19 protein-coding genes are annotated in these 25,305 nt (G+C 33.1%); 8 read left to right on the forward strand and 11 right to left on the reverse strand.

What is annotated here, in order from left to right:
• Positions 1 to 133 precede the first annotated feature (133 nt).
• Together msrA and ACE94K_RS21905 are read left to right on the forward strand one after the other, a co-directional pair.
• On the forward strand, positions 134 to 805 hold the full coding sequence (gene msrA / locus ACE94K_RS21900) for a peptide-methionine (S)-S-oxide reductase MsrA (protein ID WP_378177671.1): 672 nt from the start codon (positions 134 to 136) through the stop codon (positions 803 to 805).
• 902 nt (positions 806 to 1,707) lie between these two features.
• The gene (locus ACE94K_RS21905; RefSeq protein ID WP_378177674.1) at positions 1,708 to 2,877 is read left to right on the forward strand and encodes an SH3 domain-containing protein; all 1,170 of its coding nucleotides are present in this window, start codon (positions 1,708 to 1,710) and stop codon (positions 2,875 to 2,877) included.
• A 315-nt stretch (positions 2,878 to 3,192) separates the two neighbouring features.
• Here ACE94K_RS21905 and ACE94K_RS21910 read toward each other — a convergent pair whose 3' ends face one another.
• From ACE94K_RS21910 to ACE94K_RS21930, 5 genes are all read right to left on the reverse strand, one after another.
• Positions 3,193 to 4,077, reverse strand: coding sequence for a bifunctional 5,10-methylenetetrahydrofolate dehydrogenase/5,10-methenyltetrahydrofolate cyclohydrolase (locus ACE94K_RS21910; protein WP_378177677.1), 885 nt, complete (start codon positions 4,075 to 4,077; stop codon positions 3,193 to 3,195).
• A gap of 43 nt (positions 4,078 to 4,120) precedes the next feature.
• Positions 4,121 to 5,449, reverse strand: a complete 1,329-nt coding sequence (gene ffh, locus ACE94K_RS21915) for a signal recognition particle protein (RefSeq protein ID WP_027392512.1) — start codon at positions 5,447 to 5,449, stop codon at positions 4,121 to 4,123.
• 239 nt (positions 5,450 to 5,688) lie between these two features.
• Positions 5,689 to 7,869 carry a fasciclin domain-containing protein gene (locus ACE94K_RS21920; RefSeq protein WP_378177681.1) on the reverse strand — a complete coding sequence of 727 codons (2,181 nt, stop codon included), beginning with the start codon at positions 7,867 to 7,869 and terminating at the stop codon, positions 5,689 to 5,691.
• Between the two features lie 140 nt (positions 7,870 to 8,009).
• Complete coding sequence (locus ACE94K_RS21925; protein ID WP_378177684.1) at positions 8,010 to 9,362, reverse strand: fasciclin domain-containing protein; 1,353 nt, start codon at positions 9,360 to 9,362, stop codon at positions 8,010 to 8,012.
• 131 nt (positions 9,363 to 9,493) lie between these two features.
• On the reverse strand, positions 9,494 to 10,168 hold the full coding sequence (locus tag ACE94K_RS21930) for a hypothetical protein (RefSeq protein ID WP_378177687.1): 675 nt from the start codon (positions 10,166 to 10,168) through the stop codon (positions 9,494 to 9,496).
• Positions 10,169 to 10,261: 93 nt separating this feature from the next.
• Between ACE94K_RS21930 and ACE94K_RS21935 the strand changes: the two genes are divergently transcribed.
• From ACE94K_RS21935 to ACE94K_RS21945, 3 genes are all read left to right on the forward strand, one after another.
• Complete coding sequence (locus ACE94K_RS21935) at positions 10,262 to 10,777, forward strand: RNA polymerase sigma factor (RefSeq protein WP_378177690.1); 516 nt, start codon at positions 10,262 to 10,264, stop codon at positions 10,775 to 10,777.
• A gap of 61 nt (positions 10,778 to 10,838) precedes the next feature.
• Positions 10,839 to 11,744, forward strand: coding sequence for a FecR family protein (locus ACE94K_RS21940; RefSeq protein WP_378177693.1), 906 nt, complete (start codon positions 10,839 to 10,841; stop codon positions 11,742 to 11,744).
• The gene (locus ACE94K_RS21945; protein WP_378177696.1) at positions 11,741 to 14,236 is read left to right on the forward strand and encodes a TonB-dependent receptor plug domain-containing protein; all 2,496 of its coding nucleotides are present in this window, start codon (positions 11,741 to 11,743) and stop codon (positions 14,234 to 14,236) included. The genes ACE94K_RS21940 and ACE94K_RS21945 overlap by 4 nt, the downstream gene beginning before the upstream one ends.
• On the opposite strand, the gene ACE94K_RS21950 is transcribed toward ACE94K_RS21945, so the two are convergent.
• Positions 14,233 to 14,700 (reverse strand): GNAT family N-acetyltransferase, encoded by a 468-nt coding sequence (locus ACE94K_RS21950; RefSeq protein ID WP_378177699.1) that lies wholly within the window; start codon positions 14,698 to 14,700, stop codon positions 14,233 to 14,235. The genes ACE94K_RS21945 and ACE94K_RS21950 overlap by 4 nt on opposite strands.
• 152 nt (positions 14,701 to 14,852) lie before the next feature.
• On the opposite strand from ACE94K_RS21950, the gene ACE94K_RS21955 reads away from it, so the two are divergent.
• On the forward strand, positions 14,853 to 16,841 hold the full coding sequence (locus ACE94K_RS21955; RefSeq protein WP_378177702.1) for a tetratricopeptide repeat protein: 1,989 nt from the start codon (positions 14,853 to 14,855) through the stop codon (positions 16,839 to 16,841).
• Between the two features lie 4 nt (positions 16,842 to 16,845).
• Here the strand turns inward: ACE94K_RS21955 and argS are convergent, their stop codons facing one another.
• Entirely contained in the window at positions 16,846 to 18,624 is a 1,779-nt protein-coding gene (argS, locus tag ACE94K_RS21960; RefSeq protein WP_378177705.1) for an arginine--tRNA ligase, read from the reverse strand.
• A 460-nt stretch (positions 18,625 to 19,084) separates the two neighbouring features.
• Between argS and ACE94K_RS21965 the strand changes: the two genes are divergently transcribed.
• Positions 19,085 to 20,512 carry an SDR family oxidoreductase gene (locus ACE94K_RS21965; protein WP_378177708.1) on the forward strand — a complete coding sequence of 476 codons (1,428 nt, stop codon included), beginning with the start codon at positions 19,085 to 19,087 and terminating at the stop codon, positions 20,510 to 20,512.
• An 83-nt stretch (positions 20,513 to 20,595) separates the two neighbouring features.
• Positions 20,596 to 21,222 (forward strand): chromophore lyase CpcT/CpeT, encoded by a 627-nt coding sequence (locus ACE94K_RS21970; RefSeq protein WP_378177710.1) that lies wholly within the window; start codon positions 20,596 to 20,598, stop codon positions 21,220 to 21,222.
• Here ACE94K_RS21970 and ACE94K_RS21975 read toward each other — a convergent pair.
• The 4 genes from ACE94K_RS21975 to ACE94K_RS21990 form a co-directional block, all read right to left on the reverse strand.
• On the reverse strand, positions 21,219 to 21,629 hold the full coding sequence (locus tag ACE94K_RS21975; RefSeq protein ID WP_378177713.1) for an RrF2 family transcriptional regulator: 411 nt from the start codon (positions 21,627 to 21,629) through the stop codon (positions 21,219 to 21,221). The two genes, ACE94K_RS21970 and ACE94K_RS21975, sit on opposite strands and share 4 nt — an antisense overlap.
• Before the next feature lie 70 nt (positions 21,630 to 21,699).
• Positions 21,700 to 22,644 (reverse strand): citrulline utilization hydrolase CtlX, encoded by a 945-nt coding sequence (ctlX, locus tag ACE94K_RS21980; RefSeq protein WP_378177716.1) that lies wholly within the window; start codon positions 22,642 to 22,644, stop codon positions 21,700 to 21,702.
• A 3-nt stretch (positions 22,645 to 22,647) separates the two neighbouring features.
• Positions 22,648 to 23,562: a dimethylarginine dimethylaminohydrolase family protein gene (locus tag ACE94K_RS21985; protein ID WP_378177719.1), complete on the reverse strand. Its 915-nt coding sequence runs from the start codon at positions 23,560 to 23,562 to the stop codon at positions 22,648 to 22,650.
• 297 nt (positions 23,563 to 23,859) lie between these two features.
• Positions 23,860 to 25,146 (reverse strand): citrate synthase, encoded by a 1,287-nt coding sequence (locus ACE94K_RS21990; protein ID WP_378177722.1) that lies wholly within the window; start codon positions 25,144 to 25,146, stop codon positions 23,860 to 23,862.
• Positions 25,147 to 25,305: the final 159 nt, after the last annotated feature.

Genomic DNA, 25,305 nt, shown 5'->3' on the forward strand with positions numbered 1-25,305 from the left:
TTTTGATAGCCGTTTTTATTTAAAATTTCTTTAAGACTATACAAGTATTAATCTCATTAATTTTGTTTTTAGAACTTTCCTTGAAAGTTTTTGCTACAAATACAGACTACTCAGTTATATAAAAAAAACTATAATGAAAACCTTACTATATAGTGTATTGACTATTTCAATAATATTATCCAGTTGCCAAGGTAATAGCCAAACCAAAGGCCAAACAAAAACAACATCACAACATAAGGAAATTACTCCAACGCAAACCGAACCGATTAATGGACTGCAACGTGCATATTTTGCCAGTGGATGTTTTTGGTGTGTAGAAGCAATTTACGAAAGTGTTAAAGGAGTTAAAGAAGTAGTTTCTGGATACTCAGGCGGACATACAGAAAATCCAACCTACGAATCTAGCAACACAGGAAGAACTGGTCATGCAGAAGCTGTAGAAGTGTTATATGATCCTGAAATTGTTTCATTCTCCACCTTGGTAGACGTTTATTTTGGATCCCAAAACCCAACGCAGATTAATGGACAAGGTCCAGATAGAGGATCTCAATACAGATCCATTATATTTTATCAGAATGAAAATGAAAAAAATATTATTGAAAAGAAAAAAGACTTTTTAGGCAAAACATTAAATCGTAAAATAGCCGCTGAAGTAACTCCGTTTCAAAAATTCTGGAAAGCCGAAGAATATCATCAAGATTATGAAAAAAGAAATCCGTATAATCGATATATACAAAATGTTTCAGTACCAAGACTGAAGCGTTTTCAAAAAAAATTCCCTGAATTAATAAAGAGCACCCATTAAACGATTTCTAACCATAAGTCGCCATATTCTTTTTGAAAAGAATCAAATTCTCACCAAAATCGTACAGATAAAAAACGGTCAGCGATTTCTGACGTTGATATAATTCACCTTTAAATGGTAAAAAAAAATCAGATATAAAAACAGCATAATAAGGTATTAAAACATTAATTAAAAGCATCCTTTTGTCAGTTAATTGAAACTTTGTGCATTAGCACAAAACCAAAAAACAAATACCATAAACACCTAAATATCAAATTTATAGCCATTAAATCATAGAAAAACATCCATCTAAAACCAATTAAGTTGCTATGCATGCATAATAATAAATGTTAAATTATTGCAAAAATAACTCTGGTAACCCTAAAAAAATTTCCCTAAAAAAATTTAAAAAGACCTGTTCTTTTTTTAAAATTTTCGATACCGACTTCAACCCCCGTAAATACAGCATAAATCAGTTGTAATACACAAAATAATCGTTGAAAAACACAAATCATTAAAAAAAAAAGTAGATTTTTATGCAAAAAAAGTGAAAACATGTTGTGTTTTTCATATTAATAACTTACTTTTGTTTATAGTTTAAGAGTTTTCAACTCAGTTAATTAATTAACAAGTTTAAACTGATAGTACAGAAAAACATGTTTAACTAATTGAAAAACAGGCTTTTAAATTACTAAATAGTTCTTTAAAAAACTGCAACAATTCACGAAACGAAAGTTTTGTTAATTATTTAATAAGTGCCGAAATAGATATTTGGCATGTTTTTTGAAGAGGCAATTTTGAATAATATTTATAAGAATTTTAAAAATATAAAGAAGAAAAAAGCAAAAAGATTAATAACCTTTTAAAAAAGAACCCTAATCTGCTTTATTTTTGAATTTTAATTATGTAAACACAGAAAGATTATGAAATCAATTTTTACATTTATTTTGCTATTGGTGATGACTTCCTCGACTTTTGCTCAAATAAAGTCTTTGGACAGATATTTAATGTCTACCGCCAAATTAGAATTAAGAACCGGTCCTGGTGCAAATTTTGACATCATCGGTGAAATTCCACAAGGAACTCAAGTATATGTTATTAGTTCTGGATATGGAGACTGGAGTACAGTACAGTATAAAAATGGTAACGGTTTTGTACTTACCAAATTATTAGCTGAAGATAGTAGTATTGCTGAAGCAGAAAGAGCTGCTAAAGCTGCAGAAGCTAGAAAAAGAGCTGCTAAACTTGCCGCTGAAGAAGCTATAAGAAAAGCTGAGGCTGCTAAAATTGCTGCTGCAGAGGCTGCAAGAAAAGCTATTGCCGAAGCAGAAAGATTACAAAGACAAGCTGAAGCTGATGCTGCTGCCGCTGCCGCTGCCGCTGCTGCCGCTAATCAAAATAAAAGTGCCGCAGAAAGAAGAAGATTAGCTGAACTAGCTGAGACACAGAAGGCATTAGAAGAAGCTAACAAAAGAACTTTAGGAACAACAGAAACAGCTTACAATCCTATCGAATCTAAAACCCCATCAAATGGAAGTAATGCTAGCTCGACAAGAACTTCAGCAGCTCCATCAAAAGTAACTAGAGAAAATAAATTTTCAAGTTGGGAAAAGAAATCATATAAATCTGGTGCAACACCAAAATCATTTGACTTTAAAGGAAAGTTTGAATATAAATTAGACAACTATCTTAAATTAGAGGTAGGTAAAAATACAGATGTTGTTGTTAAACTTGTAAAAATGGGTAAAACAGCAAAGGATGACGAAGTAGTAAGGATTGTATATGTAAATAGCAATCAAACACAATTTATTAGAAATATCCCTGAAGGAGAATACTATTGTGTAATTGCATATGGAAAAGATTGGATGGAAGACCCTAATGCTCCTAAAGGAAGAGGTAAAGGTCAATTTACTAAAAATCCATTATATGAAAAAGGTCAAGATATACTAGATTTTAATACGATTAAAACAGACGATGGTATCAACGTACCTTCATATAGCTTATCTTTAGATCTTATGCCAAATGGAACTCTATATAATAATGGTGCAGAAGACCAAGATAATATTGGAGCTGACGAATTTGGAGCTTACTAAAAAATAAAAACAAAAATACTATTTACATAATTTAATTTATTATCACCAATAATAAATGTAAACTAAAAAGACACCCATATGGGTGTCTTTTTTATTTAAGATATATTATCATTTTTATTATTAAAATCTACCTGTCCCCAAGTAAAAAGTACTATTAAGAAGATAATTCTTTTCTATAAAAGTATGCTTTAAAAACTAAAGCCTCAGAGTTTTTAATAAACTCTGAGGCTTTAGTTTTTTTTATCTCACTTAGCAGGCTATATGAACAAAAACACAAATAAATGTCTTTCTTTTTTGCTATAAAAATCAAACTATTTAAGGATTGTTACGATGTCTTTCTCTTGCTAACAATGTATTCTTTAGTAACATTGCAATGGTCATTGGACCAACTCCTCCCGGCACTGGAGTTATAAATGAAGCTTTTTTACTTACGTTTTCATAATCTACATCACCCACAATTCTATACCCTCTTTCTCTTGTATCATCTGCAACTCTTGTTATACCAACATCGATAATCACGGCATCATCTTTCACCATTTCAGCCTTTAGAAAATTAGGAACTCCTAAAGCAGAAATAACAATATCCGCCTGTGAAATAATTTGGGTTATGTTTTTAGTATGACTATGTGTTAATGTTACCGTAGAATTACCGGGCCACCCTTTTCTTCCCATTAATATACTCATAGGTCTTCCTACGATGTGACTTCTACCGATAACTACTGTATGCTTTCCTTTTGTGTCCACATTGTATCTTTCCAAAAGCTCTAAAATTCCGAAAGGTGTAGCAGGAATAAAGGTAGACATATCAAGTGCCATTTTACCAAAATTCATTGGATGAAATCCGTCTACATCTTTATCCGGATCTACTGCTAACAATACTTTTTGAGTATCGATTTGAGGAGGTAAAGGTAATTGAACAATAAAACCATCAATATTAGAATCTTCATTAAGCTCCTTTATTTTGGCCAATAATTCAATTTCGCTTGTAGTGCTAGGCATTTTCACTAAAGTAGACTCAAAACCTACTCTTTCACAAGCTTTTACTTTACTCCCTACATAAGTAAGACTTGCACCATCATTCCCAACCAGAACTGCCGCGAGATGTGGAACTTTTTCACCGCGATCCTTCATTTTCTGAACTTCGACAGCTATTTCATTTTTTATATCATTACTTACTTTTTTTCCGTCTAAAACTTCCATATTAGGCCCCTAAGCTATTTAGTATTATTCTTGTGTTAAAAAATTATTTCATTTTGCCCATCATCTGCATCATGCGCTTTCCTCCGCCACCTTGCATCATTTTCATCATTTTACTCATCTGATCAAATTGCTTAAGTAACTGGTTTACTTGTTGCACTGATGTCCCAGATCCTTTTCCGATTCGCTTTTTGCGACTTGCATTTATAATCTGTGGTTTGGTTCGCTCTGCCGGTGTCATCGAATGTATAATTGCTTCTATATGCTTAAATGCATCATCATCAATATCTACATTTTTCATCATCTTACCTGCTCCAGGGATCATTCCGACCAGGTCTTTCATGTTACCCATTTTCTTGACTTGTTGAATCTGCTTTAAAAAGTCATCAAATCCAAACTGATTTTTAGCAATCTTTTTTTGCAGTTTTCTTGCTTCTTCTTCATCAAATTGTTCCTGAGCCCTTTCTACAAGAGAAACAACATCTCCCATTCCCAAAATACGATCTGCCATACGAGAAGGATAGAATACATCTATTGCTTCCATCTTCTCTCCAGTACCGATAAATTTTATTGGTTTATTTACAACAGATTTGATTGAGATGGCAGCTCCACCCCTAGTATCACCATCCAGCTTGGTAAGAATGACACCATCAAAGTTTAAGACGTCGTTAAATGCTTTTGCTGTATTCACCGCATCCTGACCGGTCATAGAATCTACAACAAATAAAGTTTCATTAGGAGTAACTGCTTTGTGGATATTCGCAATCTCAGTCATCATAACTTCATCAACAGCCAAGCGACCAGCTGTATCAATGATCACCACATTAAATCCGTTGGCCTTTGCGTGAGCAACACCTGCTTTGGCAATAGCAACAGGATCATTATTGCCTCTATCACTAAACACCTCAACATTTATCTGTTCTCCAACCACGTGCAACTGATCTATCGCAGCTGGTCTGTATACATCACACGCTACTAAAAGTGGTTTTTTAGTTTTCTTATTTTTTAAGAAATTTGCTAGTTTACCAGAAAAAGTCGTTTTACCAGACCCTTGTAATCCGGACATTAGCACTACAGAAGGATTTCCGGATAAATTAACACCTGCAACTTCTCCACCCATCAATTCTGTCAACTCGTCCTTCACAAGTTTAACCATTAATTGACCGGGCTTAAGACTTTTAAGAACATTTTGTCCTAATGCCTTTTCCTTTACTGTAGCCGTAAAATCTTTGGCAATTTTGTAGTTTACATCAGCATCAACCAATGCTCTCCGCACCTCTTTAAGTGTCTCTGCGACATTTACTTCGGTAATTTGACCGTGGCCTTTTAGAATATGTAACGCCTTATCTAACTTATCGCTTAAATTATCAAACATATGCTTTCTTCAGGTTTTTCAACATCCACTTTTTTAGCGGATAGGTGCAAATTTAATGATTTGAAGTGTATTAATAAAGAATGCTTGAGATAGAATTCTAAATATCACTGCAGAAATTAATCTACCGAAATATTGCTTTGTTTTTTGTAAAATAAAAAAGCTATTAGAAAGAATTTAAATACTCCTTCTAATAGCTTTTTGGACATTATCAATATGGCTAATTCAAATATATGTCCTTTTTATAGTGACGGAGGAATTAACACTCCGTTAATTACGTGCACAATACCATTAGAAGCTTCAATATTTGCAATATCTACTCTTATATCCTCGTTCAAGAATACTTCACCATTTATCATCTCAATGGTTACTTCATCTCCTTGCACAGTAGTAACCGTTTGTCCTACTAATAAATCATCGGCAGCAAACTTACCCGCTGCCACGTGATATAAAAGTACTTCCGTTAACGCTTCGCCCTGTGGAATTGCATCTAACGCAGCAAACGCTGTGTTGGTAGGGGCAAATACTGTAAAGGGACCGTCTCCTTCTAAAGTACCAACCAGATCAGCTACTTGTAGTGCTCCTACCAAAGTAGACAGCTCAGGAGTTGCTATAGCTATTTCGACGATAGATTGAAGATCTGCTGGTGGAATCAATACCCCATCGATTACGTGTACAATACCATTAGAAGCTTCAATATCTGCTATACTTACTTTTATATTTCCGTTTAAGAATACTTCGCCATTGATCAGCTCAATAGTTACCTCATCTCCTTGCACAGTCGTAACCGTCTGTCCTGTTAATAAATCATCGGCAGTAAATTTACCAGCAGCTACGTGATATAAAAGTACTTCGGTCAAGACATCTCCTTGTGGAATAGCATCTAAGGCATCGAAAGCCGCATTGGTTGGCGCGAAAACTGTAAAAGGACCATCTCCATTAAGAGTATCGACCAAATCTGCAGCTTGTAAAGCCCCTACCAACGTGGAAAGCTCAGGAGTTGCAATAGCTATTTCCACAATAGATTGAAGATTTGATGGTGGAATCAATACCCCATCGATTACGTGTACAATACCATTGGAGGCTTCAATATCTGCTATACTAACTTTTATATTTCCGTTTAAGAACACCTCACCATTGATCATCTCAATAGTTACCTCGTCTCCCTGTACAGTAGTAACTGTCTGTCCTGCTATCAAATCTTCTGCTGTAAATTTACCAGCGGCCACGTGATATAAAAGTACTTCAGTCAAAGCATTTCCTTGCGGAATAGCATCTAAGGCATCAAAAGCAGCATTGGTTGGCGCGAAAACTGTGAAAGGACCATCTCCATTTAAAGTATCCACCAAATCTGCTGATTGTAAAGCTCCTACTAATGTGGAAAGCTCAGGGGTTGCAACAGCTATTTCTACAATCGATGGTAAGGGTTGAAAAGAGGGTGGAATTAATACAGCATCAATAATTTGTATCACTCCATTAGATCCACCAATATTTGCAGATAAAAGTTTTACCGTATCATTAATGACAATCTCATTATTTTCATTTAGGCTCACCTTTATATTTTCACCTTGCAAAGTCGTTATCATCTCTTGCTGAAGCAATTCAGGTGTATTTAATCTTCCGCTAGCAACGTGATACAAAAGCACTTGTTTCAGGACTTCCAATTCTGGAACTTCGTCTAATGCAGCAAAGGCTTCATCGGTTGGAGCAAAAACTGTAAATGGTCCTTCTCCTGATAAGGGTGCTACTAAATCCGTTGCTTGTAATGCACCAACTAGTGATGTAAATCTTCCGTCTTCAACAATAAGTTCTACAATTGTTTTGTCAGGAAAAATGGTAGAGGTCAATTCTGCTGTCCACTCTCCTCTTCCAATACCATTACCAAATATCCTAAATCCACCTTCTAAATTACCATTCTGATCTACTCTCCCTATTCCAAAAATTATATTTCTTCCGGGAGGGTTTATAATTAAATAAACAATTCCATCACTCACGATCGCACCTCGAGTTTTAGCTTTAGTACCATCAGGCAACACTAAATTTCCTCGCACAATAGTAAAGCTTGCATGATATAGAGTGAAATTCAATCGAAGCTCACCCTCAATTGCATTACCGGCTCCTGCTCCACTATTGATGGTAGCAAAAAAATCATATACCCTTCTTTCTCTACTAATATCAATTCTAGCATTTTTATTTATTGAAAAAGCTTCTTCATCATTTTCTGGCTCCAACAATTCTCCTTCAATAATATTTTGGGTCATTTCTTCGATTTCATCAAAACTTATAATTTTTGATTCTTCAAATTCTATTTGTTCCGGGTCGACCTGATCTAATTCGTTGTTATCTGTCTGGCAAGAGACAAGGAAATTCATAACAAAAAGGCACAGGAATGGTACCGTCAATCTTTTGATTATCGTTTTCATTGGTTTTAATTTTAAATAATTACTATTAAAATGAGTGTGAAAATAAAAGGGCATTTAGAATGAAAAAAGTGGGGGTTCCGATAACTAAATGCCCTTTCGGGGGAAAATCTATTCTGGGGTCATCAATAATTTTAATTTTTTTAATTTACACCTGGCAATAGCACCTGATCAATCGCGTGAATCACACCGTTAGCAGCTTGAACATCAACTACAATAATGTTACTTGCACTAGTATTTCCGGCTCCAGTTACACTAGGTGCTGATGCGTCGATAGTTACATCGCCGTTTAACGTAGTAACAGCACCGTCAGTTAAATCTGTCGAACGCACATTTGCTCCTCCTACTACGTGATAGTTTAAAATGGCAGCTACGTCATCTTCATCTGTGGGCACCGTAATCGCTGCGAAAGCAGCATCGGTTGGCGCAAACACGGTAAATGGTGCTGGGTCAGTGCCTAATTCAGTACCTAAAATACCCACAAAATTTGTTGATGGAGTCAACGTTGTCAAAGCAGTTACTAATGTTGAAAAAGTAGCATCTGCTGTTGCAAAAGTAACTACTGTTGGTAAAGTGATTACTGCATCAACCTTATGAATCACTCCATTAGATGCTACGATATCTGCTCTACCTACGTTAGAAATTCCATTGAAGGAAACTCCTCCGTCAGTATTAATATATATACTCAAGTTATTCATAGTTTCTCCATATGTAGCTAAAGTATTGCCATAACCCGTAGTAAGTCCTGTAGAAATGTTAATTCCAGCTATAACGTGATTCAATAATATTTGCTCCAAATCTGCTGCTGAAAGACCAGAGATATCTCCTAATGCTGCAAAAGCATCATTATCAGGTGCCAGCAAAGTTAAATTGCTATCTGCTCCACTTAGCACAGCTGCAAAATCAGTGTCAAAACCTGAAGTGGTGGTAGCAGTTGTTGCCAAAGATGATAGTTCGCTATCAGCAGCAACAAAAGTTAACATTGTTGGTAATGGAATTACTTCATCTACAAAATGAATTACACCATTAGAAGCTGGCACATCTGCCTGAACAACCGTAGAAACTCCGTTTATAGTTACGCCAGATGATGTATTTATATACATACTTAAATTGGCACTTGTAGAAGATTCTGTTGCTAAGTTATTTACATATCCAGTAGTAAGCTGTCCAGACGTTACTGTTGTTCCGAGCACGTGATTTAATAATATTTGCTCTAAATCTGCTACCGGAACATCATTTAAAGCTGTTCCATCTAAGAAATCGGCAAAAGCATCGTTATCAGGTGCAAAAACTGTAAATGTACCAGTACCGTTTAATGTCACATCTAAATCTGTTCTTTCTAAAGCTGCTAATAAAGAACTATAATTTGCATCTCCTGCAACTATATCTGCTATTGTAATAGGATTAGGGATAAACGTAGTATCATCATCATCGCTACAAGCAGCTATTGAAATAATACATAATGCTAAAAAAGCTTTTTTGAATAAATTTTTCATGTTATTGGTTTTTATTTTGAAATTAATTGTTCAAGGATGAAACAACTCATAAAATAAAAATGCTACCCTGAAAAATGACTTTAATACTTTTTTAACTTTTTGTTTAATTTTTAAGTTAAAAAATTAAACACTTATCCATCGTTTTCGTCACAGGAAGTTTCGAAGGCAAGAATTCTTGATACTAGTTCTTCATTATGCCCGGCACTAACAAACTCACCATCACTCAATCGTAAGTTTATAGGGTATTTTATAGCAACCACGGTATTTTCATTAAGGTTTTCCATAAAACTAAAAACCTGTGCATCATGAAGCACCTCTACAGTCCCTATATTATTATTATTAGAATTAAATGTTGAAAAAGTAATAGGATATACAAAATCTATACACTCTATATCATCATCTTGTATTTGACAACTACTGGCCAAAGATTGCAATTCTTCATCATTAGCTATAAATTCTTCAGTATGATCATCCCTTGTAACAATTACAGGAAATTGAATTTGTATATTATCAGATTGTTGGAGTTGATCATAATCTTCTATTTGACTTATAATAATAGGATCTATTCCATTTCGTAAAATAACATATGGCAAATTAATACTATAACAATGACCCTTATCAACTATATCGTCATAAGAACCATCGTGGGTTACTATATTTTTCATTAATACTGCCAGTTCTGAATTTTTTGGAATTGTATTATCCAAAGTAGGATCAATAACTTCCCGTTCTTCTTGCTGACAAGAAGCAAACAATAATAAGACACTTGCTATTGCAGTTGTTATATAAATTCTTATCTGTTTCATAACCCTTTTTCTTTCCTATTATAACTATAACAATTTAATCAATCAAATTCCCACTAGGTGAAGTTTTTTTTTAATTTTGAAAAAAAATCCAATATGCCCAAAGACCTTTTCGAAAATGTTTGTGAAGAAAGATTGTTTTCAGAAATTTTTGCTAAACATTCTAAAAATCTTCATAACTTCATTTATTATAAATATGGAGAACATATTAATCCCAAAGATCAAGTTCAGGAAGCATTTATTAAACTTTGGGACAACTGCAATAAGGTATCTTTAGACAAAGCCAAAAGTTTTTTATTTACTGTTGCCAATAATCTTTCCCTAAATCAAATAAAACACGATAAAATAAAGCTAAAATATCAACAAACAGAAATAAAGAGCAGTACAAATGAAAGTCCTCATTTTGTATTAGAAGAAAAGGAATATCTGGAAAAATATCAAACAGCGCTATCAAATCTTACTGAAGCACAACGAGTGGCTTTTCTTTTAAATAGAATTGAAGGAAAAAGACATAAAGAAATCGCTGATCTGCTTGGGATTTCTAGAAAAGCGGTAGAAAAAAGAATCTACGGAGCTTTAGAAAAGTTAAGAAATGACATTGAAGGCATATAAAAAATAAAAACTAGGGTAGGAATTTATGCCTATCGATTGTTATACTATCAAGAATCTTGTTATGAAAAAGGAAGATCTTATTACAAAGTGGTTGGATAACCAACAACTCACTAAGCAGGAATCAAAGGCGTTTGAGCAATTAGACGCCTATGATTCTTATGTTAGAATATCTGAGATGGCTAAAAAATTTAGTGCTCCAGATTACAATTTGGAAGAAAATATAGAAATTTTGAAAGGAAAATTATCTAAAAGAAAGGTCTCCTCTGCTAAAACTTCTACATTAAAAGTTTTTCTTCGTATCGCCGCTATATTTGTGGTAGGTATAGGTCTGTATTTTTCATTCTTTAAAGAATACGATACAACAATAGATACTTTAGCCAGCGAGAAATCAACTCATGTTTTACCTGACGAATCCAAAATTAGACTGAATGCTCTTTCTTCAATAACGTATGATAAAAAGAATTGGTTTAGCGAGCGCAAAGTTACTTTGAAGGGTGAAGCTTATTTCAATGTAGCAAAAGGTAAAAAATTTGATGTTTACACTGAATCAGGAGTGATCAATGTAGTTGGAACCAGGTTTAATGTAAAACAAAGAGAAGGTTTCTTTGAAGTAGTTTGTTATGAAGGTGTGGTTAGTGTAACAGTAGATAAGCAAACCGAGTTTTTAAGGGCAGGAGATATGATATCACTGATATCAGGAGAAATAACAAAAAATAAAATAACAGATAAAGAACCTAAGTGGTACTACAACAAAAGTTATTTCTATAAAACACCTTTTAAAAGAGTCTTAAAAGAGTTAGAGTGGCAATATGGAGTTCAAATGAGAACAAAAAATATTGATACAGCTATACTTTTTACGGGTAATTTTGTACATTCAGATATTGAAATCGCATTAAAATCGATTACGATTCCAATGCGTTTAAAATACATGATTGATAACAAAACCGTAACCTTATATAAAGAGTGATTCAACCCAAAATCCTCGTCTCAAGTTTTCTGATTTTTTTTATTCTCTTTACGGCAACTTCGCAAACCGAAAAAGAGACATACTCTCTTATCTCTATTTTAAACAACGTTCAGAAAACCTATGGATACGATTTTTCTTATATCAATAAGGAATTAGAAGGTCTTAAGATCAAAAAACCCTCTAAAAATCTAAATTTTAAAGAGATTCTTCAATATCTTAAAACTAATACGCCTTTTGAGTATACTGTTCTAGCTGATAACACTGTAGCTTTAAGTTTTAAACCAACAGAGATCTGCGGAACTATAAAGGATGTTGATAATAATATTATATCTGATGCAACAATTCAGGGTAACAATAGCACGATCATTAGTAATTCAGAAGGTCGGTTTACTTTAAATATTGATTCCCCTAATGAAAAAATAACGATAAGCTACCTTGGATACATTCAGATTGTAAAATCCGCCTCTTATTTTATCAATAATCCTTGTCAGGATATTATTCTAACTCAAAAGGTCGAATATATAAACGAAATTATTCTCAATGATTATCTAATCAAAGGAATAGACAAGCAAATAGACGGTTCTGTTCGTATAAATTATAATAATTTTGGTATACTTCCCGGTCTAATCGAACCGGATTTATTACAAACTATCCAAGCGCTTCCAGGAATTCTTAGTGTGAATGAAACTGTATCCGACATTAATGTGCGTGGAGGAACCAATGACCAAAATCTTATTCTTTGGGATGGTATAAAAATGTATCAATCAAGTCATTTTTTCGGCCTTATTTCTGCGTTTAATCCATATTTAACTAAAAATGTACAAGTATTTAAAAATGGTTCTAGTGCAAGATATGGTGATGGTGTATCAAGTGTAATAGCGATGAATACTGAAAACACAATTAATGATAAGATAGATGCGAGTATTGGTATCAACTTAATTAGTATAGATGGTTATATTGATACTCCTATTAATAAAAACTCATCTATTCAAGCAGCAGTAAGGCATTCCATAAATGATATTCTGAAAACTCCAACTTATAATCAATATTTTGATAAAGCATTTCAAAATTCTGAGGTAATTAGTAATGATAGTTCGGACGAACGCTTCTCTTTTTATGATACCAGTATGAGATGGTTATATCAGTTATCACCCAAAGATCTTCTAAAAGTTAATATTCTAGTGATGCGAAATAACCTTGTTTTTCAAGAAAACGCTAATGATAGTCAAATTGACTTTTCTAGAGAGAGCAGTGCGAAACAGAATAATATTGTAGGCGGAATACTTTACCGTCGTGATTGGAGCGAATTCTTTAAAAGTGAATTATTGGTTTACGGAACTAATTATAACATAGAAACGATTAACTCCGACATACAAAATGATCAAAGACTATTACAAAAAAATGAAGTTCTTGAGAATGGTTTAAAGCTTAATACGTTTTTTCAAATGAATTCAAAAATCAATTTGAAAACCGGATATCAGTTTAACGAAACGGGTATTTCCTATCTTCAGGATATAAACAATCCTACATTTAGAGATTTTACAAAAGAAGTTATACGCACTCATAGTATATTTTCTGAAATTGAATACCAATCTAATGATACTTCAATGTATGCTAATATAGGAGGACGCCTTAATTATTTAGATAAATTCGACACTTATATTTTTGAACCAAGAATCAATATATATAAACGGTTTACAAATCATTTTACATTAGAACTTCTCGGTGAAATAAAGAGTCAATCAACTTCACAAATTATTGATCTTCAAAATGATTTTTTAGGCATAGAAAACCGCAGATGGGTGCTATCAAATAACCAAAACATCCCAATTCTAAAAAGTAAACAGGTCTCTTTAGGTCTTAGCTATAATCATAATAATTGGTTAGTCTCAACGGATATTTATTATAAAGACATTGAAGGAATCATTACACGAAGTCAGGGATTTCAGAATCAATTCGAGTTTGTAAATGATCACGGTAGTTATGCTATTTGGGGAATGGATTTTCTTATTAATAAAAGATTCAAAAATTTTAGCACTTGGCTAAGTTATTCTCTCGCTGATAACCAATATCAATTTAATACGCTTGTTCCTTCTAATTTTCCTAACAATATTGACATACGCCATAATGCGAATCTTGCGGTGGCTTATAATAAAAATAACCTTAAAATCTCTGCTGGTATTAATTGGCATAGCGGAAAACCTACTACAATACCTAATCAGGAGAATTTAATAATAAATGACACAATAAACTACTTGAGCCCAAATACCTCGAGATTAAGCAATTATCTTAGATTCGATCTTTCCTCTACATATACTTTTAAAATAACGAAAAAAATACAAGGACTAGCAGGAATTTCAATATGGAATATTACAAATGAGGAAAATATTTTCAATAAATATTTTATTAAAAATGATCAAGATGAAGTAGAAGAAGTGAATGAGTTTGGATTAGGTTTTACCCCTAATGCGGTTTTACGCTTAAGTTTCTAAAGATTTTTAACACCACTGTTACTTATTATTTCCTCTCCACCAGATACTTTCTTCATATTTTTAAGGATTTTGAATCCATTTTTTTCAAAAAACTCTCTCGTATTAGGATTAATTCGTGTAGTTAGAGAATCTATACCTGCATCTCTTGCCACTTGCTCTAACCTTAAGTATAATTTCTTAGCAATACCTCTTCCTTGATAACTCTGATGTACAAAAATATATTCTATCATACCATCTTTGCTCAGAGAAAACGAGCCGATCACTTCTCCATTCAATTTTACATTGTATACAAAATCTTCAACAAACTTTTGAGCCCAATGTTTTTTATCCAATGCTAATCTGGAAAATATTTTAACCTCTTCTTTAGTGAAAATTTTAGATCCATAGATGGTTACTGTCTGATAAAATAACCGCTGCATCAAAGGTAAATCACTATCTGTAGCTCTGGAAATTTGATAACTCATTATAATTAGGCAGAAGAAAACTTCTTTTGTTATGGGGTAAAACAACTTTTTCCTAAAATACGTAAAAAACAGTCAGAAATAAAAGTTTTTGTTAAAAAAAACATAAAATTCAACAAAAATAATGTATTTTAAAGGTGTCCTAAGTCCCATTTATGAAATACCTATATCGCCAAGTATTATTGGTACTACTATTATTTAGTACAATTTCTTTTTCTCAACAAAAAAAACTAGATAGCCTTTTACGAATCACTAATGATATATCGGATTCGTTACATATCGATTTGAGTGCTGACCTGATTTACGAACTAAGCTTACAAGAACAATTTTCTGAAGGTCTAAAATATTGTGATACGCTTATAAAAATTGCTAAAAACATAAAATATGATAAAGGCGTTGGACAGTTACATAATGAAAAAGCATCCATTTACAATCAGACAGATAAACTTTACGACGCCCTAACTTGTTTTGATCAGGCAGCATTATACTTTGGGAGAATAAAGTATGACAGAGGTCTAGCCATCATTCAGAACAATAAAGCTGTTATACAACAGCGATTGGGTAACCCCGAAAAAAGCATCACCCATTTACTAGAGGCTAACTTGTATTATGAAAAACTAAAAGATAGTGCAAGTCTGGCGACCACTATTAATAATATTGGTAATGTGTATGGAGATCTAAACGATTTCGATGCTGCCAAAAAGTACTATTATGAATCATTAGAACTCAAAAGAAAAACTAATTCGAATACTATAGGAGCTACACTAAATAATTTGGCTTTAATTTATATCAAAGAAAATAAGCTAGATAGTGCTTTAGTGCTTTTAGACGAATCCTTAATAGTCAACAAAAGGGATAATGACAGCCACGGAATCTCTGAGGCTTATAGTGCATTAGGTCAAATATCTTTTATCAAAAAAGACTACCAAAATGCAAAAAAATATTATGAATCCGCACTTTTTCTTGGTGGAAAAGTAGCATACAAACAAAGGCTTATCAGAACAAAGCTCTCCCTTGGCGAAATAGCCATTAAAACCAGAAAATTTAAAGAAGCTGAAAAATATATCTCTACTGCTAGAAGTGAGGCAAATCTACTTAATTCTACTCCACTTCTACTTCATAGCTATGACTTATCCTCTATCTTAGATTCATCGAGAGGAGACTATCTCAGTGCTTATAAATGGCAAAAGGAATATAAAAATCTGTTTAACGAGCACATTCTAAAAGAAACAAGTAACAAAATTGATCTAGTAAAAAAAAGGGTAGAGAACGAGAAAAGACAACAAGCCCTTTTAGACAAACAAAAAATAGCCGAAAGGGCTGTAAAAGAAGAATTATTTAAACAAAAAATCTACACCTATATCGCTATTGCAGCGTTTGCTGTGGCTATTATTTTTATCATAGGTATTATAAAAAGTAGATTACAAAGAGCAAAGTATATTAAAGAATTGAATGAATCCAATCAGGTAAAGAACAAATTATTTTCTATAGTATCTCATGATTTGAAAAATGAAATCCACGGGCTTGACAATACTTTGAACTTATTAAAAAGCGATGTGATTACCGAAAAAGAGTTTAAAGAAATCATTCCGTTGCTCTCTACTAGCGCGCATCAAACATCACTATTGTTGACAAATCTTTTGAACTGGTCAAAATCTCAAATGAATCAGCTCAAAGCGAATCCTAAGACTTTTGATTTCTCTTTAGTTGTACAAGATAAGTTTGTGTTTTTCACTCCCAAAGCTTCTAAAAAAGGAATCCAACTTATTAATAAAATGACTGAGGACACGCAGGTATACGCAGACAAAGATATGTGCGCAATTGTAACCCAAAATTTAATTGCAAATGCAATCAAGTTCTGTAACTCCGGGGATACTATCACTATTTATAATAATGAAGAAGAAAACGCTATCAAAATTTATTTTGAAGATACCGGAATAGGAATTTCTGAAGAAAATTTAGCTAAACTATTTTTAGATATAAATCTTACTACTAAAGGAACCAATAACGAAACCGGAACAGGATTAGGATTAAAAATTTGTAAAGAATTAATACTTCTAAATCGAGGAACTTTGGATGTAAACAGTACCTTTGGAAAAGGTAGTACTTTTTGTATTACACTTCCTAAAAGAAAGGTCATCTAGATTTCTACATTCTTTCAGGAACCTGAATTCCTAATAATCCAAATGCGGATTTTATAGTACCTCCAACCACATCCGTAAGTTGTACTCTAAAGTTTTTTTCCTTGTCATTTTCTGCGGCTAAAATTGGAACTTTTTGATAAAATGAATTATACGCCTTTACCAAATCGTAGGTGTAATTTGCTATGATCGCTGGGCTCAATTCTTTTGCGGCATCCTGAACAATTTGCGGATAAATCTCCAATAACTTGATTAGTTCTTTTTCTTTTATATCCAGATTATCATTATCCAGATCTGTTTTCCAATCAAAATTAGCAGTTCTTAAAATTGATTGTGTTCTGGCGTAGGTATATTGTATAAAAGAACCGGTATTTCCTTTAAGATCTACTGATTCTTCTGGATTAAAAAGTATTCTTTTTTTAGGATCAACTTTTAAGATATAATATTTTAAAGATCCTAAACCGATGATGTTATAAATTTTTTGTTTTTCTTCTTCGGTATATCCATCTAATTTCCCAAGTTCTTTAGAAGCCGCTTCGGCGGTATTTTTCATTTCCATCATTAAGTCATCTGCATCTACCACTGTACCTTCTCTACTCTTCATTTTACCACTGGGTAGATCGACCATCCCATAGCTCAAATGGTATAGGTTTTCAGACCAATCATATCCTAATTTTTTAAGTATCAGAAAAAGTACTTTAAAATGGTAGTCCTGCTCATTTCCTACCGTATAAATCATACCTCCAATATCTGGATTATCTTTTACACGCTGAATTGCTGTTCCTATATCCTGAGTCATATATACAGCAGTACCATCACTACGTAGCACTAATTTTTCGTCCAGACCTTCATCGGTTAGATCACACCAAACAGATCCGTCTTCTTTTTTAAAAAAAACACCTTTTTCAAGACCTTCTTCAATATTATCTTTTCCTAAAAGATATGTATTACTTTCATAATAATAACTATCAAAATCAACGCCCAATGCCTTGTAGGTTTGTTCAAATCCGTCATACACCCATCCATTCATAATTTCCCAAAGTTTTACTACTTCTGGATCACCGGCTTCCCATTTTCTAAGCATTTCCTGAGCTTCTACTAGTATCGGAGCTTCTTTTTTAGCTTCTTCTTCAGTTTTTCCGGTAGCGATTAATTCCGATATTTGACTTTTATATTCCTGATCAAATTTAACGTAGTAATTACCCACTAATTTATCTCCTTTTAATCCGGTAGAGTCAGGTGTCTGCCCTTCTCCGAATTTTTGCCAAGCGATCATACTTTTGCAAATATGAATCCCTCTATCGTTTATGATCTGGGTTTTATAAACTTTTTTCCCACTAGCTTTAATAATCTCAGCAACAGCATATCCTAATAAGTTATTTCTGATATGACCTAAATGTAATGGCTTATTTGTGTTGGGAGAAGAATATTCTACCATAACGGCCTTATCTCCTTCTTTGGGAGTAACAAAACCATAATTTTCTGTATCCTTAATATTGTAAAAGAAATCAATATAATATTGATCTGAAATTACCAGATTAAGAAACCCTTTTACCACATTAAATCCAATAATCTCATCAACATGCGCTACCAAGTACGCCCCTACTGCCTCCCCTATCTGAACAGGATTACCCTTTACTACGCGTAACATTGGAAAAACTACAACAGTGATATCACCTTCGAATTCCTTTCGAGTTTCTTGTAATTCAACAGATGCTATACTAGCTCCATAAAGTTCTTTTATTGCTCCTTTTACCTGTTCTGAAATAGTTTGTTGTAATGTCATTTTTTTATTGTATTTAATACAAAAATCAGGCAGCAAAGATAATAGAAATATCATCTTCTTCCACTTCTATCTGCATCAATTCACGTATCTTATAATAAAAGAAAAATGCTGCTTAACATTAGGTCTAAAAATCCTGAACATGAAATATCTTGAGAACAATTTGAAAAAAAATACCTTGCCCGAAGAAAGGTTCGAAATAAGACATTAAAAGTTACATACAAAACAAAATGTTAAGAAGATAGCATTTATCATGGATATTATTTATTGAGTTAAATATGCAAAAATAGAAACATGCATATAATAAACACGTGCATTATTGCTGAACCAAAACAGGAGTTAGAATAAAGACTATATGACAGATACAGGGTTTTAATAATAAATATATAATATTTAAGAAGAAAACTTAAGAAGAAGAAATAAAAGTAAAGAACTAATTTCTTCGTATCTTTTACCTAAAAAGATGCGAATACTACTTACTGGTGCTAATGGTTATATTGGTATGAGATTACTACCTCTATTATTAGATTCTGGCCACGACGTAATCTGTGCTGTAAGAGACAAAGATCGTCTTTCTATTGACGATGAGATGGCGAAAAAAGTTTCAATTGTTGAGATTGATTTTCTAGAAGAACCCAAACCAGATATATTACCAAAGAATATCGATGCAGCGTATTATCTTATCCATTCTATGAGTTCTTCAACTTCTGATTTTGATAAAAAGGAAGAAATTTCTGCACAAAACTTTAACAAATATGCAGCTCAATCGGCAATTAAACAGGTAATTTATTTAAGCGGTATTGTAAATGAAAAGAATTTATCTAAACACTTGTGGTCACGAAAAAATGTTGAAGATACATTATATAAAGGAGATTTCAATTTAACAGTTTTACGTTCTGGAATTATCGTTGGATCCGGAAGTTCTTCATTTGAAATTATAAGAGACCTTTGTGAAAAATTACCCATTATGATCACCCCAAAATGGGTAAATACGAAAACGCATCCTATCGCTATACGTGATGTGCTCAGTTTTATGACCGGTGTTTTAGGTAATCCTAAATGCTACAATCAGTCCTTTGATATAAGCGGTCCTAACGTAATAACCTATAAGCAAATGCTTTTATTATATGCTAAAGTAAGAGGTCTAAGGTTATATATTTTTACATTACCTGTAATGACACCAAGACTCTCCTCATATTGGTTATATTTTGTAACATCAACATCCTATAAACTAGCATTAAATTTGGTAGATAGTATGAGCGTTCCTGTAGTTGCAAACGATAAAAAACTACAAGAGATATTAGGAATAGAACCTATGACTTACACCAAAGCTTTGGAACTTGCTTTCATCAAGATAGAACAAAACCAGGTAGTATCAAGCTGGAAAGACTCTATGATCAGTGGACGTTTTGATCAAAATATTCAGAAATACATAACAGTGCCTAAAAAAGGATGTTTGAGAGATAAAAAGAAAATCAAGGTAACTGATCCTAGTCAAGTTATTGAAAAAATATGGGCTATAGGAGGAGAAACCGGCTGGTATTACGGTGACTGGATGTGGAAAATAAGAGGATATATTGATAAGTTTTTTGGTGGAGTCGGATTGAGAAGAGGGCGAACAAATCCAGATAAAATTTATTCAGGAGATGCATTGGATTTTTGGAGAGTTCTGGTTGCTGACAAAGAAGAAAGACGTTTATTACTTTTTGCTGAAATGAAGGTCCCTGGCGAAGCCTGGTTAGAATTTGACATTGACGAAAATAACATCCTCCATCAAACTGCCACTTTTAGACCAAGAGGTTTATGGGGAAGGTTGTACTGGTATCTAATGGTTCCTTTTCACTACTTCATTTTTGGGGGAATGATACGCAATATCGTATCGAAAAAATAATAATAAAAAATAGACAAAAAGCTTAATACATCCGACAATTGACGTTTTTATGTAAAAAATCACTATTTTTGTATAAAAACCTAATGAGGAGATTGTTACTATTTATAGCCGTATGGTCCCTTACTTCTAGTTGCAATAGTAAAATAGAGCACGAATCTCCTTTGATTGACTTTACCAGAACGTTAGAAGGGAAATTTTCTTCAAAGAAACAATCAGTTACTGATTCAGGATACGCTTCGGTATGTCTCATAAATATACCTATTTGGCAGGATAGAGAAGGGCATTGGTTTTATCAAGAATTATATGATGAAAAAGATAATACCTCTATTTACAATCAGAGAATATTAAATATTCAAAAAATAGATAGCACAACTATAACCAGTACCAGCTATGTAATTCCTAATAGAAAAAAATACATTAATGCCTGGAAGGATATTTCAATTTTTGATCAGCTTACTGCAGATAGCCTTAAAATAAGAGATGGATGCGATGTATATTTCAAAAAGAAAACGTCTACTATTTATCACGGAAAAACAAAAAAGGGTACCTGCTCAAGTAGCTTCAGTAATAAAATATCATATACCACAAGTAATGTTGTGATTAGTAAAAATAAAATTACATCGTGGGATCGAGGTTATGACATAAACGGAAAACAAGTCTGGGGAAAAATTCAAGGACCTTATAAATTTATAAGATTAGCAGAAGATTAATCCATAAAATCTCCTAATGTTCTGTTCTCAAGAACTTTTAAGGTATTATCTCTAACCTCTATCATTAGTTCGTGAACCGCACAAGCATCTTCATCAGGGCAGTCATCACATTTCTCATAAAAATTTAAACTCACACAAGGCACCATCGCTATGGGTCCCTCTAAAACTCTAATAACTGATGCCATCGAAATTTGTTGAGGTTCTTTAATAAGATAATAGCCTCCTCCTTTTCCTTTTTTAGAACCTAAAAAACCATTCTTGCGCAATGTGAGCAATATACTTTCTAAAAATTTCTGAGAAATGTTTTCACTTTTCGCTATCTCAGATATCAAAACAGGATGTTCACATCTTTTTCTTGCGATATAGGTGAGTGCTTTTATTCCGTACTTTGTTTTCTTTGAAAGCATTAGTCTTCTTCTTATTCCAAAAATAGTTAAAAGAATCTACTTCTTTTTTTGAAATGTTTTTAAACTGTTTTTAGATACTATTTATTGTTTTTGGAAGAAAAACTTCTGCCATCATACAACGAGCACTACCTCCACCTAATTTTTCAATGGTTTCAAGGTCACTATGAAGGATAGCACAATGTTTTTCTATTTTTGATATTTGATCTTTTGACAAACTTTGGTATGCTGCAGATGACATTACCAGATATCGTTTTTCATCTGCTCCCACGACCTGTAGCATGTTTCCTGCAAAATTATTCACCTGATCTTCTGTAATTGAAATGATCTCCTTTCCATCACTTTTTAAATGACTTACTAAGTTTTTTCGTTCTTTTTTATCATCTATACTATCTAAACATACGACTGCAAAAGTTTCTCCAATCCCCATCATTACATTGGTATGATAGATAGGCAAACGCTCATTATTAACAGTTTGGTATGCTGTGAAAATTACGGGAGTATATTCAAAGTCTTCACAAAATTCAATAAATAGTTCTTCGTCTGCTCGAGGAGAAAGAGCACAATATGCTTTTCTATTCACTCTGTCCAAAACAAGACTTCCTGTTCCTTCAAGAAATATATCGGTGTCTTCAGCTTCTGTGTAATCAATGATATTTTTTATTTCAAAACCAGTATTTTCAATTACATCCAACACTTCGGGTCTTCGCTCTCTTCTTCTATTTACAGCAAACATAGGATACAAGCCCACATCTCCATTCTCGTGGAAGGACACCCAGTTATTAGGAAATATAGAATCGGGAGTATCATTTTCAGCTTTATCATTAATCACTATTACATTCACACCTACCGATTTTAGTTTCTCTACGAAATTATCAAACTCCTTTTGCGCTTTCGTATTAACATCTTCTAAGCTATCGTCTGATGTATTTTGATAGTAATTGTTTACCGCTGTTTGCTCATTCATCCTGAATCTAGCCGGACGAATCATTACAATTGTATTTGTAACCTGTTTCATTATTTAATCTCTTATCAATGGCATAGTAGAACAACGTAAAAGTCCTTCTTGTTTAGCGATTTCGGCATATGGAACTTCTTCTACGGTTATGTGTAAGCTACGAAGCCAAGTATTTAATCTTGTAAAATTTTTCTCAGAAATTACTACATCTTCCGAAATAGAAAATACGTTAGAGTTCATGTAATACATTTCATCCTTATCGATATGAAATAAATTATCTATTCCGAAAAAGTCTACTAAATATTTATAATCTTCTATATTCCTGAATCCTTCTTTATGAATGATCGCTTTATTCTTGCCGACCGGTTGAAAACAGCAATCTAAGTGTAAAGCATTTTCTCGAGGATTATCCATCGATTTATTCAGGTCAAATTCCTTTACTATTTTATCTGGAAAGAGTGATCTAATATATTCTACGCCTTTCATATTTGTTCTAGCCACAATACAATCGCTATAATCTTCTCCTTTATAGGTTCCTATGAAAATATGATTATTATGGATTATGATATCACCTCCTTCAAAGTGTATATCTTCAGATGGTGCTTTATAGACCTTATTTGGATCTATTTCATCTATGACATATTGAATTGCCTTGATCTCTTTTTCTCTATCAGGTAGTATGTTTGATTTTATGAATTTATCCTCTATGACCAAAGCAATATCCCTTGCAAAAATTTGATTATAATTCTCTATGATTTTTGGTCTAAAAACTTTTACATCATATTTCTCGAAAACCTTGGCAACAGCTTCCATTTCTGCAACCATAGCTCCCTCTTTAGGATAGCTACCCGCCTTGATGTGCTCTATTGATTTTGGATCGTAAGCTTCTTCGATTTTTGGAACAGGACCATTACTTAAAGCAGTTCCTAAAACTACTGCCCTAAGCCGAGAGGTTTCATTTTTAATATTCAGTTTCATATACTAATCGTATTGATTGAGAGGTTCTCTTGAAATAGAGTATAATATGCTGATTTACTTTTTCTACTTAGATCTATTTCAACTATTGAATTTTTCAATAAAACATAGTAATCCAATGACCTTTGAAATCAAACAAATATATGAAGAGGATTTAGGTACTTGCTAATTTTATTTAAAAAAAATATCAACTTTTTATGAAATTCTGAAATTGACACACTTGTATTGCTATATATTAAGAATATCATAAAAAAAGGGTGTTGAAAAGATCCAACACCCTATATATTTTATTTTCTTTTTTTAGCGTTCAGAAACAGGTTTAAAAGATCTATATGTTTCTCCGATATATATTTGTCTTGGTCTCCCTATTGGTTCTTTACGCAAACGCATTTCTCTCCATTGTGCGATCCAACCAGGCAATCTTCCTAACGCAAACATAACAGTGAACATCTCGGTTGGAATGCCTAATGCTCTATATATGATTCCAGAATAGAAATCTACATTAGGATATAGTTTTCTTTTTACAAAATATTCATCTTCCAGAGCAACTTTAGCCAAACCTTTAGCAATATCAAGCACAGGATCTTCAATTCCAAGATCTCCCAGAACTTCTTCTGCAGATGCCTTTATGATCTTGGCTCTTGGATCAAAATTTTTGTATACTCTATGTCCAAATCCCATTAAGCGGAAAGGGTCTTCTTTATCTTTAGCCTTAGCGATATACTTTGCTGTATCACCACCATCTTCTTTGATCGCTTCAAGCATTTCAATAACCGCTTGGTTTGCTCCACCGTGTAATGGTCCCCATAATGCTGAAATCCCTGCTGATAAAGAAGCAAACAATCCAGCGTGAGATGATCCTACAATTCTAACAGTAGAAGTAGAACAATTTTGCTCGTGATCTGCATGAAGAATTAATAATTTATCCAAAGCATCATTAACAATATTATTTGCTTCATATGTTTTATTAGGCCTGGAGAACATCATTTTATGTAAATTCTCAACATATCCCAAAGCATTGTCTCCATAGTCCAATGGCAAACTTTTTCTTTTTCTCATTGTCCAAGCAGCTAAGACGGGAAACTTGGCTAAAATTTTGACAATAGCGTTATACATAGCCTCTTCAGAATCTACATCCACAGAACCAGGATTAAAAGCTATCAAGGCGCTAGTCAATGATGAAAGAACTCCCATGGGGTGTGCGCTCTTAGGAAAACCATCAAGAATTTTTTTCATGTCTTCGTCAACATGAGATTCTTCTTTGATATCTTTATCAAATTTATCAAGTTGTTCTGCTGTTGGTAAATCTCCAAAAATCAATAAGTATGCTACTTCTAAAAAATTGGCTTTTTCAGCTAATTCCTCAATAGAATATCCACGATATCTAAGAATTCCTTTTTCTCCATCTAGAAAAGTAATTCCACTCTCACAACTTCCTGTGTTTTTATATCCAGGATCAATCGTAGTGATGCCACCAGTAGCAGATCTAAGAGTTTTGATATCAATTCCTAATTCTTTTTCAGTTCCTTCTATTATGGGAAACTCATATTTATTACCGTCGATTTCTAACGTAGCTTTTTTTGACATTGTGATTATTTAGAATTTTGCTGTTATAATAAGGGTTGCTAAATTACGAAATATAGTGTTAATATATTATTAATCAATCCATCAATTTTGCAATAAAAACAGGAGCTATTTTGGTTTTTTAATGATTAGATGAAATTGCCATACCAAAGAAACAATTAG

This window comes from Aquimarina besae, assembly GCF_042434905.1.
Lineage (GTDB): Bacteria > Bacteroidota > Bacteroidia > Flavobacteriales > Flavobacteriaceae > Aquimarina.

Bases quoted from the DNA above. Each gene is read 5' to 3' on its own strand.
- ctlX (WP_378177716.1), bottom strand. From the start codon at position 22,644: ATGAAACAGGTTACAAATACAATTGTAATGATTCGTCCGGCTAGATTC.
- ACE94K_RS21925 (WP_378177684.1), bottom strand. From the start codon at position 9,362: ATGAAAAATTTATTCAAAAAAGCTTTTTTAGCATTATGTATTATTTCA.
- ACE94K_RS21955 (WP_378177702.1), top strand. From the start codon at position 14,853: ATGAAATACCTATATCGCCAAGTATTATTGGTACTACTATTATTTAGT.
- ACE94K_RS21940 (WP_378177693.1), top strand. From the start codon at position 10,839: ATGAAAAAGGAAGATCTTATTACAAAGTGGTTGGATAACCAACAACTC.
- ffh (WP_027392512.1), bottom strand. From the start codon at position 5,449: ATGTTTGATAATTTAAGCGATAAGTTAGATAAGGCGTTACATATTCTA.
- ACE94K_RS21935 (WP_378177690.1), top strand. From the start codon at position 10,262: ATGCCCAAAGACCTTTTCGAAAATGTTTGTGAAGAAAGATTGTTTTCA.
- argS (WP_378177705.1), bottom strand. From the start codon at position 18,624: ATGACATTACAACAAACTATTTCAGAACAGGTAAAAGGAGCAATAAAA.
- ACE94K_RS21990 (WP_378177722.1), bottom strand. From the start codon at position 25,146: ATGTCAAAAAAAGCTACGTTAGAAATCGACGGTAATAAATATGAGTTT.
- ACE94K_RS21920 (WP_378177681.1), bottom strand. From the start codon at position 7,869: ATGAAAACGATAATCAAAAGATTGACGGTACCATTCCTGTGCCTTTTT.
- ACE94K_RS21905 (WP_378177674.1), top strand. From the start codon at position 1,708: ATGAAATCAATTTTTACATTTATTTTGCTATTGGTGATGACTTCCTCG.
- msrA (WP_378177671.1), top strand. From the start codon at position 134: ATGAAAACCTTACTATATAGTGTATTGACTATTTCAATAATATTATCC.
- ACE94K_RS21910 (WP_378177677.1), bottom strand. From the start codon at position 4,077: ATGGAAGTTTTAGACGGAAAAAAAGTAAGTAATGATATAAAAAATGAA.
- ACE94K_RS21975 (WP_378177713.1), bottom strand. From the start codon at position 21,629: ATGCTTTCAAAGAAAACAAAGTACGGAATAAAAGCACTCACCTATATC.
- ACE94K_RS21970 (WP_378177710.1), top strand. From the start codon at position 20,596: ATGAGGAGATTGTTACTATTTATAGCCGTATGGTCCCTTACTTCTAGT.
- ACE94K_RS21985 (WP_378177719.1), bottom strand. From the start codon at position 23,562: ATGAAACTGAATATTAAAAATGAAACCTCTCGGCTTAGGGCAGTAGTT.
- ACE94K_RS21950 (WP_378177699.1), bottom strand. From the start codon at position 14,700: ATGAGTTATCAAATTTCCAGAGCTACAGATAGTGATTTACCTTTGATG.
- ACE94K_RS21965 (WP_378177708.1), top strand. From the start codon at position 19,085: ATGCGAATACTACTTACTGGTGCTAATGGTTATATTGGTATGAGATTA.
- ACE94K_RS21930 (WP_378177687.1), bottom strand. From the start codon at position 10,168: ATGAAACAGATAAGAATTTATATAACAACTGCAATAGCAAGTGTCTTA.